General features: G+C 68.7%; 17 protein-coding genes. 6 read left to right on the top strand and 11 right to left on the bottom strand.

Going from position 1 to position 16,343, the window contains the following annotated elements:
• Positions 1 to 60: 60 nt before the first annotated feature.
• Entirely contained in the window at positions 61 to 717 is a 657-nt protein-coding gene (locus CHC08_RS19675) for a TetR/AcrR family transcriptional regulator (protein ID WP_089208788.1), read from the bottom strand.
• A gap of 69 nt (positions 718 to 786) precedes the next feature.
• Here CHC08_RS19675 and CHC08_RS19670 point away from each other — a divergent pair, with 69 nt between their 5' ends.
• Complete coding sequence (locus tag CHC08_RS19670) at positions 787 to 2,088, top strand: GH1 family beta-glucosidase (RefSeq protein WP_089208853.1); 1,302 nt, start codon at positions 787 to 789, stop codon at positions 2,086 to 2,088.
• Positions 2,089 to 2,504: 416 nt separating this feature from the next.
• Here CHC08_RS19670 and CHC08_RS19665 read toward each other — a convergent pair whose 3' ends face one another.
• Entirely contained in the window at positions 2,505 to 3,317 is an 813-nt protein-coding gene (locus CHC08_RS19665) for an aldo/keto reductase (RefSeq protein ID WP_089208787.1), read from the bottom strand.
• A 165-nt stretch (positions 3,318 to 3,482) separates the two neighbouring features.
• Here CHC08_RS19665 and CHC08_RS52455 point away from each other — a divergent pair, with 165 nt between their 5' ends.
• Both CHC08_RS52455 and erm read left to right on the top strand, forming a co-directional pair.
• Entirely contained in the window at positions 3,483 to 3,605 is a 123-nt protein-coding gene (locus CHC08_RS52455) for a hypothetical protein (RefSeq protein ID WP_275937192.1), read from the top strand.
• Positions 3,606 to 3,703: 98 nt separating this feature from the next.
• A complete protein-coding gene (erm, locus tag CHC08_RS19660) occupies positions 3,704 to 4,534 on the top strand; it encodes an ErmE/ErmH/ErmO/ErmR family 23S rRNA (adenine(2058)-N(6))-methyltransferase (RefSeq protein WP_089208786.1) in 831 nt (276 codons plus the stop codon).
• A 206-nt stretch (positions 4,535 to 4,740) separates the two neighbouring features.
• Here the strand turns inward: erm and CHC08_RS19655 are convergent, their stop codons facing one another.
• Together CHC08_RS19655 and CHC08_RS19650 are read right to left on the bottom strand one after the other, a co-directional pair.
• Complete coding sequence (locus CHC08_RS19655; RefSeq protein ID WP_089208785.1) at positions 4,741 to 5,421, bottom strand: phosphonatase-like hydrolase; 681 nt, start codon at positions 5,419 to 5,421, stop codon at positions 4,741 to 4,743.
• A 127-nt stretch (positions 5,422 to 5,548) separates the two neighbouring features.
• Positions 5,549 to 6,310, bottom strand: coding sequence for a GntR family transcriptional regulator (locus CHC08_RS19650; RefSeq protein ID WP_218825379.1), 762 nt, complete (start codon positions 6,308 to 6,310; stop codon positions 5,549 to 5,551).
• A gap of 167 nt (positions 6,311 to 6,477) precedes the next feature.
• Between CHC08_RS19650 and CHC08_RS19645 the strand changes: the two genes are divergently transcribed.
• Complete coding sequence (locus CHC08_RS19645; RefSeq protein ID WP_089208783.1) at positions 6,478 to 7,611, top strand: TIGR03364 family FAD-dependent oxidoreductase; 1,134 nt, start codon at positions 6,478 to 6,480, stop codon at positions 7,609 to 7,611.
• A 256-nt stretch (positions 7,612 to 7,867) separates the two neighbouring features.
• Here CHC08_RS19645 and CHC08_RS19640 read toward each other — a convergent pair whose 3' ends face one another.
• The 3 genes from CHC08_RS19640 to CHC08_RS19630 are packed head-to-tail and all read right to left on the bottom strand — an operon-like array spanning position 7,868 to position 8,875.
• A complete protein-coding gene (locus CHC08_RS19640) occupies positions 7,868 to 8,194 on the bottom strand; it encodes a DUF1048 domain-containing protein (protein WP_089208782.1) in 327 nt (108 codons plus the stop codon).
• Between the two features lies 1 nt (position 8,195).
• Positions 8,196 to 8,552: a DUF1048 domain-containing protein gene (locus CHC08_RS19635; protein WP_089208781.1), complete on the bottom strand. Its 357-nt coding sequence runs from the start codon at positions 8,550 to 8,552 to the stop codon at positions 8,196 to 8,198.
• Positions 8,549 to 8,875 carry a PadR family transcriptional regulator gene (locus CHC08_RS19630; RefSeq protein WP_089208780.1) on the bottom strand — a complete coding sequence of 109 codons (327 nt, stop codon included), beginning with the start codon at positions 8,873 to 8,875 and terminating at the stop codon, positions 8,549 to 8,551. The genes CHC08_RS19635 and CHC08_RS19630 overlap by 4 nt, the downstream gene beginning before the upstream one ends.
• Positions 8,876 to 9,197: 322 nt before the next feature.
• On the opposite strand from CHC08_RS19630, the gene CHC08_RS19625 reads away from it, so the two are divergent.
• Entirely contained in the window at positions 9,198 to 11,807 is a 2,610-nt protein-coding gene (locus CHC08_RS19625; protein WP_089208779.1) for a DUF7824 domain-containing protein, read from the top strand.
• A 2-nt stretch (positions 11,808 to 11,809) separates the two neighbouring features.
• Positions 11,810 to 12,679, top strand: a complete 870-nt coding sequence (locus CHC08_RS19620) for a hypothetical protein (RefSeq protein WP_089208778.1) — start codon at positions 11,810 to 11,812, stop codon at positions 12,677 to 12,679.
• A 55-nt stretch (positions 12,680 to 12,734) separates the two neighbouring features.
• Here the strand turns inward: CHC08_RS19620 and CHC08_RS19615 are convergent, their stop codons facing one another.
• From CHC08_RS19615 to CHC08_RS19600, 4 genes are all read right to left on the bottom strand, one after another.
• Complete coding sequence (locus tag CHC08_RS19615; RefSeq protein WP_089208777.1) at positions 12,735 to 13,031, bottom strand: nucleotidyltransferase family protein; 297 nt, start codon at positions 13,029 to 13,031, stop codon at positions 12,735 to 12,737.
• 236 nt (positions 13,032 to 13,267) lie between these two features.
• Complete coding sequence (locus CHC08_RS19610; RefSeq protein WP_089208776.1) at positions 13,268 to 14,014, bottom strand: SDR family NAD(P)-dependent oxidoreductase; 747 nt, start codon at positions 14,012 to 14,014, stop codon at positions 13,268 to 13,270.
• An 85-nt stretch (positions 14,015 to 14,099) separates the two neighbouring features.
• Entirely contained in the window at positions 14,100 to 15,245 is a 1,146-nt protein-coding gene (locus tag CHC08_RS19605) for an acyltransferase family protein (protein ID WP_089208775.1), read from the bottom strand.
• 188 nt (positions 15,246 to 15,433) lie between these two features.
• Positions 15,434 to 16,255, bottom strand: a complete 822-nt coding sequence (locus CHC08_RS19600; RefSeq protein WP_089208774.1) for an NmrA family NAD(P)-binding protein — start codon at positions 16,253 to 16,255, stop codon at positions 15,434 to 15,436.
• Between the last annotated feature and the right edge of the window lie 88 nt (positions 16,256 to 16,343).

Raw genomic sequence — 16,343 nt, 5'->3', positions numbered from 1 at the left:
AACGCCCGGCCCGCCATGGGACATCCGGCGTCACCACAAGAGAGCCCGAGGCACCCGGCGTCATTCCGGGGACAGATGCGCGGACAGGTAGCGGCGGACCAGGTGTTTGCACTCGGCGATCAACTCGGGGTCGCCGTCGGTCCGGGAGCGGAAGGCGAGCTTGAGCACCGCGTCGGCGGCCTCGACCGCGACGATCAGCGCCCGGTCCAGATCCGGCCCGATCGGGACACCGAGCATCTCCACCGTGATCCCGCGGAGCCGGTCGGCCACGATGACGTTGTTCTCCAGCGCGGCGTCGAGCATCCGCTCGGTTCCCTTGATCGCCGGACCGCCCGGGGTGATGAGCACCTCTCCGAAGTCGACGACGGCGAAACCCGGCGTCGACCGCTTCATCGCGACGAACTCGTCGATCGAGAGATCCACCATCTCGGTCCAGTCCGACAACTTCGCGCTTCCCAGCCTGCCGATGATCCGGTTGAGGAACGCCTCCAGGTTGCGCAACGCCAGCGCGCGCACCAGTCCGTGCTTGTCGGAGAAGAACTGGTAGAAGGTGCCGATGGGCACCTCTGCGCGGCGCGCGACCTCCTTGGTGGTCAGCGCCTCGTAGCCGACCTCGTCCAGCAGTCGCGCGCACTCGTCCAGCATGCGCTCAACCCGTTCAAGGCTGCGGCGCTGAGCGGGACGACGGCGCAGCGTTCCTCCGGAAGCGTTCGTCATCACTCCATCATCCACCACGCGGGCCCGCCCGGGTTAACATGAGCCACACTCACACATGTGGAGGTCGGGATGTTCCTGTGGGGTACGGCTACCGCGTCCTACCAGATCGAGGGCGCCGTCGCCGAGGACGGCCGGGGCGTCTCGATCTGGGACACCTTCACCCACGAGCCCGGCAGGGTGCGCGGCGGGGACACCGGGGACGTGGCCTGCGACCACTATCACCGCTGGCCCGAGGACGTCGCGCTGATGAGCGATCTCGGGGTGAACTCCTACCGCTTCTCCATCGCCTGGCCGCGGATCCAGCCCGACGGCAGGGGCGAGGCCAACCCGGCTGGCCTGGACTTCTACGACCGGCTGACGGACGCGCTCTGTGAGAAGGGCATCGCCGCCGCGGCCACGCTGTTCCACTGGGACCTGCCCCAGGCCCTGGAGGACGAGGGCGGCTGGCTTAACCGCGACACCTCCTACCGGTTCGCCGAGTACGCCGCCATCGTGGCCGACCGGCTCGCCGACCGGATCCCGATGTGGATCACGCTGAACGAACCCTTCATCCACATGGTGTACGGCTACGCGCTGGGCAACCACGCCCCCGGCAGGGCCCTGGTCCTGGACGCGCTTCCGGCGGCCCATCACCAGCTGCTCGGGCACGGCCTCGCCGTACGGGAACTCAGGGCGCGGGGCGCGGAGAAGGTGCTGATCACCAACAACTGCACGCCGGTCTGGCCCGCCTCCGCGGACCCCGCCGACCTGGCCGCCGCCGACGCCTACGACGCCCTCCACAACCGCCTGTTCAACGACCCGGTACTTCTTGGAACGTATCCGGATTTATCGGCGTATGGGGTGAGCCTCGACTGCGTCAGGGACGGCGACCTCGACCTGATCGGCACCCGCCTCGACGGCATCGGCGTCAACTACTACAACCCCACCCGGATCACCGCCCCCACCGGCGAGGGCCTTCCCTTCGAGGACGCCGGTATCACCGGTTATCCCACCACCGCCTTCGGCTGGCCCGTCGTTCCCGACGGCCTGCGCGAACTTCTGGTCGGCCTCAAGGCGCGCTACGGCGACGCCCTCCCCCCGGTCTACGTCACCGAGAACGGCTGCTCCCAGCCCGACGACGTCGGCCCCGGCGGAACGGTCGACGACCAGGCCAGGATCGCCTACCTCGACGGCCACATCAAAGCCGTGGAAAAAGCCGGGGCCGAGGGGGTTGACGTGCGCGGCTACTACGTCTGGTCCCTGCTGGACAACTTCGAGTGGGCCGAGGGCTACAACCAGCGCTTCGGCCTGGTCCACGTCGACTTCGCCACCGGGACCCGCACCCCGAAGGCGTCCTACCACTGGCTCGCACAGCGGATCTCGCAAGACTGAGAGAAAACCTCACACAGCGGATCTCACTCGAACGACTCATCTTCGCTTTCTCCGTTGAATCCGAATTGGACTCCCGAACCGACCTGAAAAACTTCTCCAGCAACGTCATGAATACAGCTTAAGATCATCGATCAGAGAGCTGAATGTACATTCACGCACGCGGGGACGGACCCGCAGGAGAATACCCGCTCCGCGGGCGCGACATGAGCCGACAGAGCACCTCGCCAAAGCGCCGTCCCGGCTCTTTCGGCCGCCATTCCACGACCTTGTTGGCCGGATATCGGGATAGGGCCGACCGGAATGGCGAATCGATCCCCACGTGGCAATCCGACGGTGAATCGATCCCGGCGTGGCAATCCAGCGACGGATCAACCTCGGCGTGGCGATCCGGCGGGATCAGCCGCCCGAGGCCGTACTCAGCCGTTGAAGGTGTCGGGGTCCGGGCCGGTGCGGGTGCCTCTGTCCAGACGGGCGATCTCCGCGATGTCCCCCTCGGTCAGGGCGAAGTCGAAAATGTCGAGGTTCTCCCTGATCCGCGATGGGGTGACCGACTTGGGGATCACGATGTTCCCCAGATCGAGGTGCCAGCGCAGGACGACCTGAGCCGGAGTCTTGCCGTACTTCTCGGCGATGGCGACGATCACCGGGTCCTTGAGCACGGCGCCCTGGGCCAGTGGGCTCCATGACTCGGTGGCGATGCCGTGGTCGGCGTGGAACTCACGCAGCTCGGCCTGTTGCAGGGCGGGGTGGAGCTCGATCTGGTTGACCGCCGGGACGATGCCCCCGTCATCCATGAGGCGCGTCAGGTGGGCGGGCTGGAAGTTGGACACACCGATGGCACGGACCCGGCCGTCGGTGTACAGCTGCTGCATCGCCTTCCACGTCTCGGCGTACAGGTTCTTGGCCGGTGCGGGCCAATGGATGAGATACAGATCGAGCCGGTCCAGGCGCAGATCCGCCATGCTCGCGTCGAAGGCCGCGAGGGTCGAGTCGTACCCCTGGTCGCTGTTCCACAACTTGGTGGTGACGAACACCTCGTCACGGGGCAGCCCTGAGGCGGCCAGCGCCTCACCCACACCCCGCTCGTTGCCGTAGGCCCTGGCGGTGTCGATGCTCCGATATCCCGTTTCGAGCGCCCTGGTCACCGCCTGGGCGGTCTCCGCCGGGGGCACCTGGAACACGCCGAAACCCAGCTGCGGCATGGACACCCCGTTGTTCAGAGTGGTCATCTGTGATCCCTCCCTGAGCGGCCGCGAACCGCCCCCACCGGCCCGAATCAACCGCGAGCGGTGCGAGCCAACTGCGGATACGCATTTTTCTCGGACTTCCACAATTCCAACACGTGAACATCGGGAATACCAAAACATGAGACGCGTGTCGGACGGGACACGCGGGTGGAAAATCCGTTGTACGGCGACGGGGCGGGCCGTACGGTGGAAACCATGTGCTCGTTCTTCGCCCCCTCGATGGTGGGCTATGTGATCCGTCCCCGCGGCAGCCAGGCTCTGGCCCGCTAGGGACGCATCACCCCTCTTCCGTTTTCCCATGCGTCCCCGATGCGTGTGCCCAGGGCCTCCGAGACCTCATTCCTCTCGGACCCGAAAGGGCTACAGCTGTGGCGCGCTCATTCGCACACGGAAACCATTCACACACCCAGAAGCAGGTCAAGAACAGGGGCGGCCTCAGTGACCGCGACCGGGCCAGGCGCGTCCTGTCCCAGAATTTCCTCGTCGATTCGTACGCCGTCCACCAGGTGGCCAAGGCGGCCGGGCCGCACGGGCTGGTCCTGGAACCGGGCGCGGGAGAGGGGGTCCTCACCCTCGCTCTCGCGGAGAGCTGCACCCGGGTCGTGGCCTACGAGATCGACCCGCTTCCGGCGGGCAGGCTCAACGCCCGCACCCGCGACGACGACCGGATCGAGGTGGTCAGAGGTGACTTCCTGACCGCGCGAGCTCCACGCGAGCCGTTCGCGGTCGCCGGGAACATCCCCTACTCGATCACGTCCAGGATCGTCGACTGGTGCCTGCGCGCGCCCGCGCTCACCTCGGCGACGCTGGTCACCCAACTGGAGTACGCACGCAAACGCTCCGGCGACTTCGGCCGCTGGAGCAGGCTGACCGTGCTGACGTGGCCCGGCCACTCCTGGGAGCTGGTCGGCCGCATCGGCCGTGAGAGCTTCCGGCCGGTGCCGGCGGTCGATTCGGCGATCCTGCGCATCGAGTCCCGGCCCGTCCCGCTGCTGCCCGCGGAGTGGGACACCGCCTGGCGCGAGTTCGTCGAGTACGGCTTCACCGGCCTGGGCGGCTCGCTGCACGCCTCACTGCGGATGCGGTATCCGGCCCGCCAGGTCGACGCCGCGTTCGCGGACGCACGCGTGGATCGCGACACGGTGGTGGCGTTTGTCCACCCGGAACGGTGGCTGACGCTTTTCGAGCTGCTCCACTGACCCACCGCCCGGGCTCGGCCTCCACCGGCCGGTCCCGGGCACCTCCGCCTGCACGGATGCGCCCGCCGGGAACCGGATGGCACCCGTGCCGCCGGCGGGCGTCCCGACTTTGAGAAGCCGGGTGAGCTCCGCGGACGACGCCGCCCATCGGGCAGAGGCGACGGAGCGGGAACCGGCGGAGATCGGGTCGGCTCCGCGGACGGGGGTCATCCGCCGGACAGGGACAGCAGGGCGGGGATGTCGGCCACGCTGGGGAGCAGGTGGGTGTGGCGGGCGGCGCCCAGCTCGGTGGCGTCCAGGCCGCCGGTGAGCACCCCGACCACGATGGCGGCGCCGGCGTTGGTGCCGGCCTCGAGGTCGCGGACCGTGTCGCCCGCGGTGAGGACGCGGCCGACATCGCGAACGCCGGTCGCCTCCATCGCCCGGAAGATCATGTACGGCGCCGGGCGTCCGGCGGCGACGTCGTCCACGCACACGACGGCGTCGAGGAGCCGGTCGTCCCAGCCGAGCTTCGCCAGCAGCGCGTCGGTCACACCGCGGTCGAACCCGGTGGTGAGCGCCACTTTGACGCCGGCGGCGCGCAATGTGGCGATCGCCTGGGGAACGCCGGGCAGAGGCGTCGGCACCCGGTCGGTGTAGGCGGCGTCCAGGCGGCCGCGGAAGTCGGCGACGGCGTTGTCGACGGTGCCGGCCTCGGGCGCCCCGCCCAGCTCCTCGGTCAGCAGCGCGGTGATGGCCTCACGCTTGCCGGCGCCCATCCAACGCTGGATGTCCGCGGTGCTCGGGTGACCGCCCGCGGCGCGTACGGCCTCTTCGAGCGCGACGTAGACGGCGCCGTGCTCCTCGACGGTGGTGCCGGCGATGTCCAGAACTGCCAGTTCGATCATGACGTGGGTCCTCATGGTTGTGGGGTGAGGCGGCTCGGCGGGAGAGGCGTCCTGGTTGTCGAGTGGGGCGGCTCAGCGGGAGACATCCGCGCGGAGAGAACCGTCCTGGTTGTCGGGGTGGAGCCGCTCAGCGGGAGACGTCCGCGCGGAGTGGGCCGTCCTGGTTCGAACTGCGCACCAGCTCCGGGTGGGCCTGCTGGGAGTTCTCGATGGTGAAGGAGACGATGTCGGGCCGGTAGCGGTCGTCGGAGTATTCGAGGAGTTCGCCCGTGGAGGAGAAGGTGCGGCGGCGTTCGCGCAGCAGGGGCGCTCCGGGGTCGACGTTCAGGAGCGCGGCGTCGGTGTCGTCGGCGACGATCGCGTCGATGACGTGGCGGGCGGTGCTGAGGTCCACCCCACAGCCGCTCAGATAGGCGAAAACCGATCCGGAGTCGCAGTCGTGGTCGAAGAGCAGCCGGCCGACGGACCAGACGAACGTCGTGCGCTCGATCATCGTGGGCAGCCCGTCCAGCAGCCGCAGCCGCAGCAACTGGACGACCGGCTCGCCTTCGTCCAGCCCCAGAGCCTCGGCGGCCTCGGCCGTCGCCGGACGCCGGGCGATCTCCAGGGTCCGCTGGCCCGGGATCCGGCCCGTTCCCTCGGCCCATCGGGAGAACGACAGGAAGGTCTCGAAGGGCTGGGGTATCGCCTGGCTGCGCACCAGCGGGGGCTTGCCGCGCCCGCCGTCGATCAACCCCTCCGCCCGCAGGGTGGCGAGCGCCTGGCGGACCGGCCCCCGGGACGCCTCCCACTGCTCGCCCAGCTGCGACTCCGAGGGCACGGCCGAACCCACCAGCAACTCGCCGGAGGCGATACGACGGCGTAGGTCAGCTGCGATGCGTTCATGCATGGGTCCATCCACGCAACTTGACAATACAGGAAGTCGAACGGGGCGCGAAAGCGGACCTGCCATGAAGAAAACGCTATGAGCTGCGAATTTAAGCTCAGAGAAACACGCGGTGACATGTGGGCCTTCACCGTTGACAACCCCTCTCGAAGCTGAGCATCGTACTTGTCATGACAAGTTATCTCCCGCGGAACCAGTCCCTCGACTCCGCCGATCTGGTTGTCGTCGGCGCGGGCATCGTGGGTCTCGCCCACGCCGTGGACGCGGTACGCCGCGGCTTGTCCGTCGCCGTCATCGAACGTGACGAGCGGGCCACCGGCGCCTCGGTGCGCAACTTCGGACACGGCTGCTTCACCGCCCAGGACGGCGACGCCCTCCGATACGCGATGGCCGCCCGGACCGGCTGGCTGCGCCTGGCCAAGGAGTCCGGGTTCTGGCTCCGCGACAGCGGCACCGTCGTCGTCGCGCGCGCCGAGGACGAGCACGCGGTCCTGGAGGAGTTCCACGCCGTCCGTGACGACCAGGTCGTGCTGCTCGACGCCGCCGAGGTGGCCGGCCGGATGCCCGTCGGCCCCGGCGTGGTCGGTGGCGCCTGGCTGCCGATGGACGTGCGCGTCGACCCACGGGAGGCCCCGCACGCGATCGCCGGCTGGCTGGCCGCCCGCGGCGTGCGGTTCCACTGGGCGACCACGGTGCACACCGTCGAGCCGGGCCTTGTGAGCACCAGCCGGGGGCAGGTGCGGGCCGGGCGGGTGGTGATGGCGGTCGGTCACGACGTCGACCGCCACTTCCCCGAACTGGCCGAGCAGGCCGGACTGCGCCGCTGCGCCCTGCACATGCTGCGCGTGCGCGACCCGCACGGCCAGAAGATCGCCCCCGCGGTGCTCACCGGCTTCTCGCTCCTGCGCTACGACGGCTTCGGGGCGTGCCCCACCCTGCCCGCACTCCGTACGCGACTGAAGTCGGAGCATCCCGACCTGCTCGACGCCGGGCTGAACCTGATGTTCACCCAGCGTCCGGATGGCGACCTCACCATCGGCGACACCCACGCCTACGCCACCACGCTTGAGCCGTTCAACGCGGACGAGCTCGACCGGCACGTCCTGGTCGAGGCCGGACGCCTGCTCGGCGTCGAGAGTCTCACGGTGCGCGAACGCTGGCGTGGTGTCTACGCCTCGGCCCCGGAACCGTTCCTGATCGCCACGCCCATGCCCGGTGTCCGCGTGGTCTCCGTGACCTCCGGCGTCGGAATGACCACCGCGCTCGGCCTGGCGCCGGAGGTCCTCGACGACCTGCTGCGCTGACCGCCGGACCCACGACAGCACCGGGTCCCCGCCGAAAACCGGCACGCCCCAGATCCCCCGAACCCGGCACGACGCACAGATCCCAGCCCGCACCCGCGGCACGCCCCAGATCCCCGCCGGAAAACGGCACGCCCCAGATCCCCGCCCGAACCCGGCATGACCTCCAGGAGATAACCCATGCGCGCACGACGTTTCCTCACCACCATGGTGGGTCCATGCGATCAGGGCGCCCGCCGGTGCCTTGGGCCGACGGGTGTCACTTCTCGGCCGTGCCGGGTTTCCCGCCGATGGACTCCTGATAGATGTCCGCGTAGGTGCGCGAATCCTTGACCAGGTCGTCGCAGAAGGCGGCGACGTCGTTGCCGATGAGTTCCAGGACCCCCTTGCCGGCCGCGACGCCCTCCTCGAAGAAATCGACGATCCCTGAGAGCAGGGACCCGCCAAGCAGGTCGATCGGTCCAACCTTGAAGAGGTACCTCTGCATCTCCTTGTAGACGATCTGGTAGTCCGACGGGAGCGCCTTGACCCGCGCCATGTGCGCCCGCCACTGCTTCTTGCCTTCGATGATGTCCTGGATGCCCACGTCAGCCTCCTAGCCGGCCCAATTTTCTTGCGACGTTCCTGTTCAACTGCTCGCGCCACCGGTCGCGATAGCTTCGAGCCCCTTCTCCGCCGGCCAGCGCCGCGCAGAAGCCCCCGATGTCGTCACCCAGCGCCTCGTGAATGCTCTGCCCATCGGCCGCCGTCTCTTCGAGCAGCCCCAGGGCACCGTCGATAATCGGCATCAGGTTTCGACCCGTGAAGTCCCCGTAGGGAAAAAGGTGACCCTTGATCTCTTCCCACGCCGCCCGGTAGTCGGCCGGCAATGCCTGGGCCCGAACTTCGAACGCCTTCCATTCCCTGGTGAGATCGCTGCCGGTAATGGTCTCCCAGAAGTTCATCTCCCGCCCTCCTTGAGCTTGTCGATCCGTGATGTGACGTACTCCCACTTCGCCCAGAACGTCGTGAGTTCTTCGCGCCCCGCGTCGTTGAGCGCGTAGAACTTGCGCGGCGGGCCCAGCCCGGACGGTCGTTTCGTCACCTGGACGAGCCCGTTCTTCTCCAGTCGCAGCAGGATGGTGTAAACCGTCCCCTCGACGACGTCGGCGAAGCCGAGTTCGTTCAGCCGACGCGTGATGGCGTACCCGTAGGTCTCCTCGCTGCCGATGATTTCAAGCACGCAGCCCTCAAGCGTGCCCTTCAGCATCTCCGTCAGGTCGTCCATCGTGGGTCCTCTTCGATCTCCTGGTACTCGGTGGCGCCGAGTACCACTATACGGTACCACGGAGTAGTGGGCCAATGCCCAGCAAGCGGCGAGCACAGGCCACGGAAGCGAGCGGAGGCAGGGCGTTCATCCGGCTTCACCGCCGACCCGAGACGCACGAGAGCCAATGCTTGATCGATTTGTCGGAGTGGATCACTACTGTTCCCGGCATGTCCAGCGCACAGCACCAGTACCCCGCTCTGCCACCCGCGGCGGCGGAGTCCCCCACATCCGGCGATCTCATCGCCGTTCCCACTCGTTCTCGCCACGAAGGAGCCGGCGCGTGAACGAGTGGGAGAAGCTCCGGATGTTCATCGACCGCCAGAAAGCCGACACCGTCGCGGCCCGGGTCGTCAAGCTGGACGAGGCCGCGCGCAAGGAGGTCGCCGAGGCTCTTCCCGGGCATCTGAAGGTTCTGCGTGGCAGACGCGAACCCTGGGAGGGTCTCGAAGACCACGCCGAGGTGCTCCGCGCCGCCGGGGCCGGGGTTCTTCCCGGGGCGGCTGCCGTGACGTCCTGGCTGAGCCGCCGCGAGTTCACCTCCCGGTGGGGTGGGCCGTACGGGGACACCGACCGCATCATGACGATCCTCGCGACCAGGCCGGCGGAGTGGCGTGCCGATCTCGCCAGGCGGCTCGTGCTCAAACTCCGGACCGCGGAGGACCGAGACCTCGGCCTGACACTCGCCCTGCTCCGTGCGACCGGGATCGAGATCCCGATTCACGATCCGCTGGTCGTCGGATGGGTGAGCGCCGGCAGGTTGTCCGTTCCCCACGAGGACCCGCTCTTCGACACGCTGTTTCCCCGCATCTTCGATGCCCAGGGTGTGGGACGAGCCCTCCAGCGGGAAGATCTCGCCCAGCCGTGGCTGCGCTCCCTGCGTGTGCTGGCCGCCCGGGACGGAGCGAAACGGCTGACCCTGCTGGAAGGGTGCGTCAGCCGGTTCCTGCGAGGCGGCTCGGCGCCGGATCTGCGGTTCTTCGCCCGCCTGCACGAGGCTCTCGACCCCTCGCCGCACGAGATCGAATCGCGCGCCCGTGACTATCTGCGGCTGCTGCCCGCCGCGCCGGGACCGATCGCGGAGCTGGCCCTGCGGCACCTGCGCACGCTGGACGGTCTCGATCCCCTCGACCTGGTGGAGGGGCTGGAATCGGTGCTCTTCCGGTCCGAGCGCAAGCTCGTACGCACCGGACTCACCTGGCTGGACCAGCTGGTACGGCTCTCGCCTCCCCTGGCCGGCTCGATCGCCGGACCGCTGGTGCCGGTGTTCGCCTCCGACTCCGCCGAACTCCAGGAAAGGGCGGTGACACTCGCGATCAAGCACGCGAGCCGCATGGGCGACGAGGGGCATGCCACCATCCGCGACGCGCTCGACGTGCTCCCGTACGACCTCAGGCTGCGCGCCTTCGCCGTCTTCGGCGGGGAGGAGCCGCCCGCGCCCGATCCGCTGGACGAGTTCGTTCCGCCCGCGCTCCCACGGCCCGACGCCCCGCAGCGGATGGCCGATCCCATCGATTCGGTGGCGGGCATGCTGTCCGTCATAACCGGTCCCAGTGAATGGATGGCGTGGGAGCGGCTGCTGGCCGGCTTCGTCGCTCTCGTGCACCGGGATCGCGAGGGCGCGGCCGCCGCGCTCAAGCCGGCCCTGGCCGGAAAGTACGACCATTTCTACCAGGACAGCAACCGGTACCAGGTCAGCTACGGGATCCAACCCGATCACTGGAACTATGTCGACCAATGGCTGGTCGGAGCGATGCGTTCCCTGACCGGCACCGCATCGGTGCCTGAAGCCTGGAAGCACAAACTCCCCGACGTCAGCCGTCTCTCCACGCCCTGTCTGCTCCTCCTGCACCGAGCCGCCGAGATCCACATGGCCGTCGAGGAGGGCGTCGTCCCGCCGCTGCTGCTCTCCACTCCCACCCTCGTAACCGGTCACGTGGACGCTTCGGAGCTGGTGACGAGGCTTGAGATCATTGAGGCCGCCGGGGCGAAGCCACTCGCCGCGGACCTGCAGCAGGCCCTCCTCCGGCTACGGAGGGACCAGGACCCGCAAACGGCCGAACGCGCGGGCCGGCTCTCCTCACCGGCCGGTCGCCTGATCGCCCAGTGGCTGAACGAGGCTCCCCTCGCGGACCCCACGGTCGAAATACGCTGGTCCTCCTCCGGCGAGGTCGAGCGCTGGCTCGACGACGGTGAGACGGACAACCCTCACAATGTGCGCCTCATACCGTCGCTGCACGCGCCGGCCACCGGGCTTCCGCTCATCGACCTGGTGCTCCGCGATCCCCCGAGCGGTGGCGAGGGCATTCATCTGACGTGGTGGGCGGCGATGTTCCCGTCGCACCGGGAGATGACCGCCACCCACCTCCTGCCCCATCTCTTCCGTCATCAGTGGTATCGACCGGTGCGGCCGAGCCATCTCCGCCAGATCACCCGCGGCGACGGGCCGCCGGGAGTCTCCGTGTCGCTCATCCTCGGTCTCATGCTGGGAGATCCCGGCACACCCGAGGCCGTCGACATCCTGCTGGAGATGGCGGGCCGCGGTGATCTGAACGCCGCCGAGCTCGGGCGGCAGACGGCCCTGCTGGTCAAGCGCGAGCAGATGAAGCTCGTCCACCTGACGGCGGCTCTGGAGTCGGCGTCCTCGCGGGGCGCCCACCGGGAGGTGTGGACGGCGATCGCCGCCGCACTGCCGTTGCTCATCCCCGGATCCGGCCGGAAACCCCACCACGGGTTCGCCGCGTTCGTGGCGCTGGGGGCTACGACGGCGGTGTGGTCCCACGCGCGCGGAGCGATCCCCGAGCTTGAGGCCATGGCGGCGCGCAAGGGATCGAGCGGCGTGCTCCGTGAGGCACGCCGCCTGCACGGCCTGTTGACGGCAGAGGAAGGATGACCATGCGCTCGAAGCATCAGGAGGCACGTCACCTACGGCTCATGATCGGAGATCTGGCCCGTGCCGCCGCGCCTCCCGGCTGGGCCGGGATCACGGTTCACCGTGCCCAGGTCAGCCGGTTCTCCCGCACCGTCGTCACCTACGACGGGGCGGAGGCCGCTGTGCGGGAGCCGGACGAGATTCAAGGGCTGGACGAGTCGTTCCAGCGACTCCGTGAGCTGTCCTACGTCGACGGCCGGGGAACGTGGTTCTCCTGCGAGTTGCGTTTCACGCCGCGGAGCAGGTCCTATCACGGGCGCGTGGACGCCGACGCGTTTCCCTTTCCCGGAGGCACGGACATCCCCGGGCTCGCGCCGCTGGAGGAACTGGCGGCGTTTCCCCGCGACGCCGTTCCCCGCTGGCTCCTGGACGCGCTCCCGACGGCGGTTCCGTTCGGCCTCCGGAGGACCGATCCTGGCTGGTCGAGACCGTTCAGCAGCAGGCCCTCGACACCGGAGCCCGCGCCGGTCTTCTCCGGGGAGCTGGTTTACACGCCGCTCGGGCACATGACCGTCCACGGGTTCGGGTACGGCGAGAGTCGCCATGGATTCACCGTTGTTCTGGACGAGAAGCCCTCGGGCGACGGCGATCGTCTCTGCTTCATGATCCAATCGATGACCGGCTCGCCCTACTGGGTGTCCCGGGGAGACCTGCGAGGCGCCGACGGCGGCATCACGTCCTACGCGCTGGACGATCGACGGCTCGTACTGCACCTCACGCCCGAAGCGGCGGACGCCCTGGAGACCGAGACCGTTCTCACCGTCGACCTGAACCTGCAGCCCGCCGAGACGGAAGAGCTACGAGCCGCTCTCCAAAAGATCATCTTCGCCTGACCGCCCGGGCGGACACCATCGCCCACCGGCTTCCGACCCACCAGATAGCAGGCCCTCACGCTGCATACAGCACCTGGGCGTCCTCAAGGACCTGATCGCGGATGACCCAGTGGAGGCCTTCCTTGGAAACCACATCGACCTTACGTCCGAGCAGGTCTTCCAGCTCCTCCTGGAAACCGAAGAACTCAAGCCCGATGTCGTTGCCTGGCTTCAAGACATAGAGGAGATCGATGTCGCTCTCAGCGTCATCATCGCCACGAGCAACTGAGCCGAAAACGTCCAATTCGGCAATGCCATACTTCTCGCACAGGTTGGCCAACTGCGTGTGGACAGTTGTGAAGTCAACGCTCATGACACCTCCCGGCTCCCATGTTGCCATCCCGGTCGCGCCGTCGCACGGTTTGGCTCCACCCTGTGATCCTGGTCTGCTTTTCTGGTCCCAGGTCGGTGGCGAACGAGATGATCAAGCTTTCACGTCGGCCTCATACGATCCACGATCTCGCGGCCGTGATCATCCGGAGCTGAGGCCTCCGTCGAAGGCCGTTTTTCCGGCCCTGGCGCTAGGCAGATCACAACACAGAACAGGCCCTAGCTTCGCAGGTAGGAGGCGCCGTTCAGGTCGATGATGGTGCCGCTGGCCCACTCGGCCGCCGGTGATGCGAGATACAGCGCCGCGCCCGCGATCTCCTCGGGCATGGCGACCCTGCCGAACGGGCTCTGGGCACGGATCTCGTCGCCCCGCGGCGCCTTGAGGTGCTCGTTTGTCATGTCGGTCTCGACGAAGCCGGGTGCGATGGTGCCCACGGTGATGCCGTGCGGGGCCAGGGCGATGGCGAGCGACTGGCCCAGGGCGTTCATACCCGCCTTGCTCGCACCGTAGGCGGGACCGTCCGGTTCTCCGCGGAAGGCACCGCGCGACGAGACGTTGACGATCCTGCCGCCCCGCTTCATGTGCCGTACGGCGCACCACGTGACGTTGGCCGCGCCCACGAGGTTGACGTCCAGCGTCTCGCGCCACGCGGCCTGCCAGTCCTCGTACGAGACCTCCGTGATCGGGTGGTGGAAGAAGACCCCCGCGTTGTTGACCAGCACGTCGATCCCGCCGAGCGCCTCCGCCGCCTCGTCGACCATACGCCGCACCTCGGCGGGGTCGGCGAGATCGGCCTGTACGGTCGTATGACCCTCTCCGGGCAGCTCGGCGCGGAGCCGTTCGGCCAGGTCCGCGGAACCGCGATGGTGGATCGCGATCCGGTCGCCGGCGGCCGCGAAGGCCGTCGCGACCGCCCGGCCGATTCCTCGTGACGCCCCGGTGACCAGTACTGCTCGTCCGCTCATTCGCGGGAGACTAGCAGGGCGGCTCCCGAGCCTTCCCTCCGGGTATCACCCGTTTTCTCCCGCCTCGGCTCGCACCCGCGATTCCTCATCCGGAGGACGCGCTCAGTACGGGCTCTCTCGGGGAGGGCCTGGTCAGCCGCCTGCCGAGGCGCTGGGCGGGAGCCTCGACCAGGCGGTGGGTCAGGTAGCCGAGCGACACCAGGATGAGGAAGAACATCGGAAGGTTCGGGCTCACCCCCAGCAGGAGCGGGTGCAGGAGATAGAGGGAGAAGCTGATCACCCCGAGGTGGGCGAGCCACCGGGGGAACGCCCTGTGCCGCAGTGCGAACGCGGCCGCGAAGAAGCCGACGGCCAGCAGCATCGCCGGTGCCCAGCCGGGGTCGTCCTTGGCGAAGACCCCGCAGGCCAGGACCGTCGCCACGGTGGCGACGGCGGTACGCCACCGGATCGTCCCCTGTTCGGCGCGGTACACGGCCGTGCCGGCGAACATCATGGCCAAAATGGTCAGGCCCTGCCACGCGCCGATCCGGCTGCCCAGGATCACCAGTGCCAGGCCGAGGAGGCCGCCCGTCACCGCGGCCGCCGCGCGTGCCCCGCCGCGCGCCCACACCGACACGGCGATGACCACGATCGCCGTGACGCCGAGGAGCGCGGCGACCAGGTCGGCGCGGCCGCCGATGACCGGGCGTGTCATCAGGAGCCCGAGGGGTACGGCCGCCAGCGCCAGGACGATCGCGACCCCGGCCGAGCGATGTGCCTGCCGCATGGCGAACAGCCCGACCACCAGCAGGTAGAACGCCACCTCGTAGGAGAGTGTCCACATCACGCTGATGACGGCGGGCACGCCGAGCAGTTCCTGCAGCATCGTCACGTTCCCGAGGACCGCGAGGGGCAGGGGGCGCGAGCTCAGGCCCGGGTGAAGGGCGAACGCACCGGCGTACGCGAGGAGGAGCGCCAGGCCGAGCGCGGTGAGCAGCAGCGGGAGGAGACGGAAGACCCGGCCGATCCAGAAGGCTCGCACGTCACCGCGCCGTTCCAGGGAGGCGGGGATGATATAGCCACTGACCAGGAAGAACACGAAGACGCCCCAGGTGCCGACGTCGATTCTGCGGTCCACCACCGCCCAGACGCCCGGGATGAAGGTCCAGGCGGAGTGGTGCAGCGCGACGGCCAGCGCGGCGGGTCCTCGCAGGGCGTCCAGCCAGGCCATCCGGGAGGGATTCGTGGACATTTGCCCGACTTTAGGCGATAGACCTGGGTCGAGCGTTCACAATTCGCGTTTGGGACGCACCGCGACCTCCCGATATCGGCTGACCGGCACCGGGTGCACGCCGTCGAAGGCGCCCCTGTCGCGAATAGGCGGGATCCGGTTCCACGCCGGCCCGTCGCCGCGGTGCCCGGCGACGGGCGTTCAACCGGTCAGGCGCGGAAGGCGTCGGCGTGCTCGGCGGCCCACCGGGCGAACGTGCGCGCCGGGCGGCCGGTGACCTTCTCGACATTGGAATTGACGACGTTGGGCCCCTCCGGCACGTTGCCGAAGACGTTGATGAGAAACTCGATCATCTCTTCCGGCTGTCCCTCGGTCGCCATCTTCTCGCGAGCCTGCTCCTCGGTGAGCTCGACGAAGGGGATCTCCCTGCCGATCGCCTCTCCGATGATGCGGACCTTGTCGCGCGTGCTCAGCCTCTCGGGGCCGGTCAGGCCGTAGGACTTGCCCGCGTGCCCCTCCTCCACCAGCGCCCTGGCCGCCACCGCCGCGATGTCGGCCTCGTGGACCATGGCGGTGACGGCGTCGCCGAAGGGCTCCCGCACCACCCCGTCGGCGCGGATGGTCTCGGCCCACTGCAGCGCGTTGGACATGAACTCCGTCGGCTGGAGGAAGGTCCAGTCCAGGCCGCCGGCTCTCACGGCAGGCTCCAAAGTCCCCTCGTCCCAGCCGCCCAGGACCGTGACCCTGCGCACCCCGGCCTTGGCGGCCAGCTCGACGATCTCCTGGCCGTTCCGCAGCGGCCCGTAGTCGTCTCCGCCGAAGGTGATCAGGTGAACCCCGGTGACGCCGTCCAGCGCGGGCCCGAGGCTGTCCGTCACGGTGAGATCGCCCGCCACGACCTCCACCTCGGCGGGCAGGTCCGCCCTGACCGGATTGCGGGTCAGGGCCCGCACCCGCCGACCGGCCTGGATGAGCTCGTCGACCACGTGGCGGCCGACGGTTCCGGTCGCTCCGGTCACCAGAATCGTCATGAAGGTCTCCTCAGTTCGGTTGGGCTCCGAGAAAGACGCTATGAATCGATGCGGACAACCACTGTCCTCATTCGTTCCGGAGAACGGG

This window comes from Streptosporangium subroseum (assembly GCF_900188345.1).
Taxonomy (GTDB): Bacteria; Actinomycetota; Actinomycetes; order Streptosporangiales; family Streptosporangiaceae; genus Streptosporangium; species Streptosporangium subroseum.
This window is presented reverse-complemented; position numbering and strand designations above follow the sequence as displayed.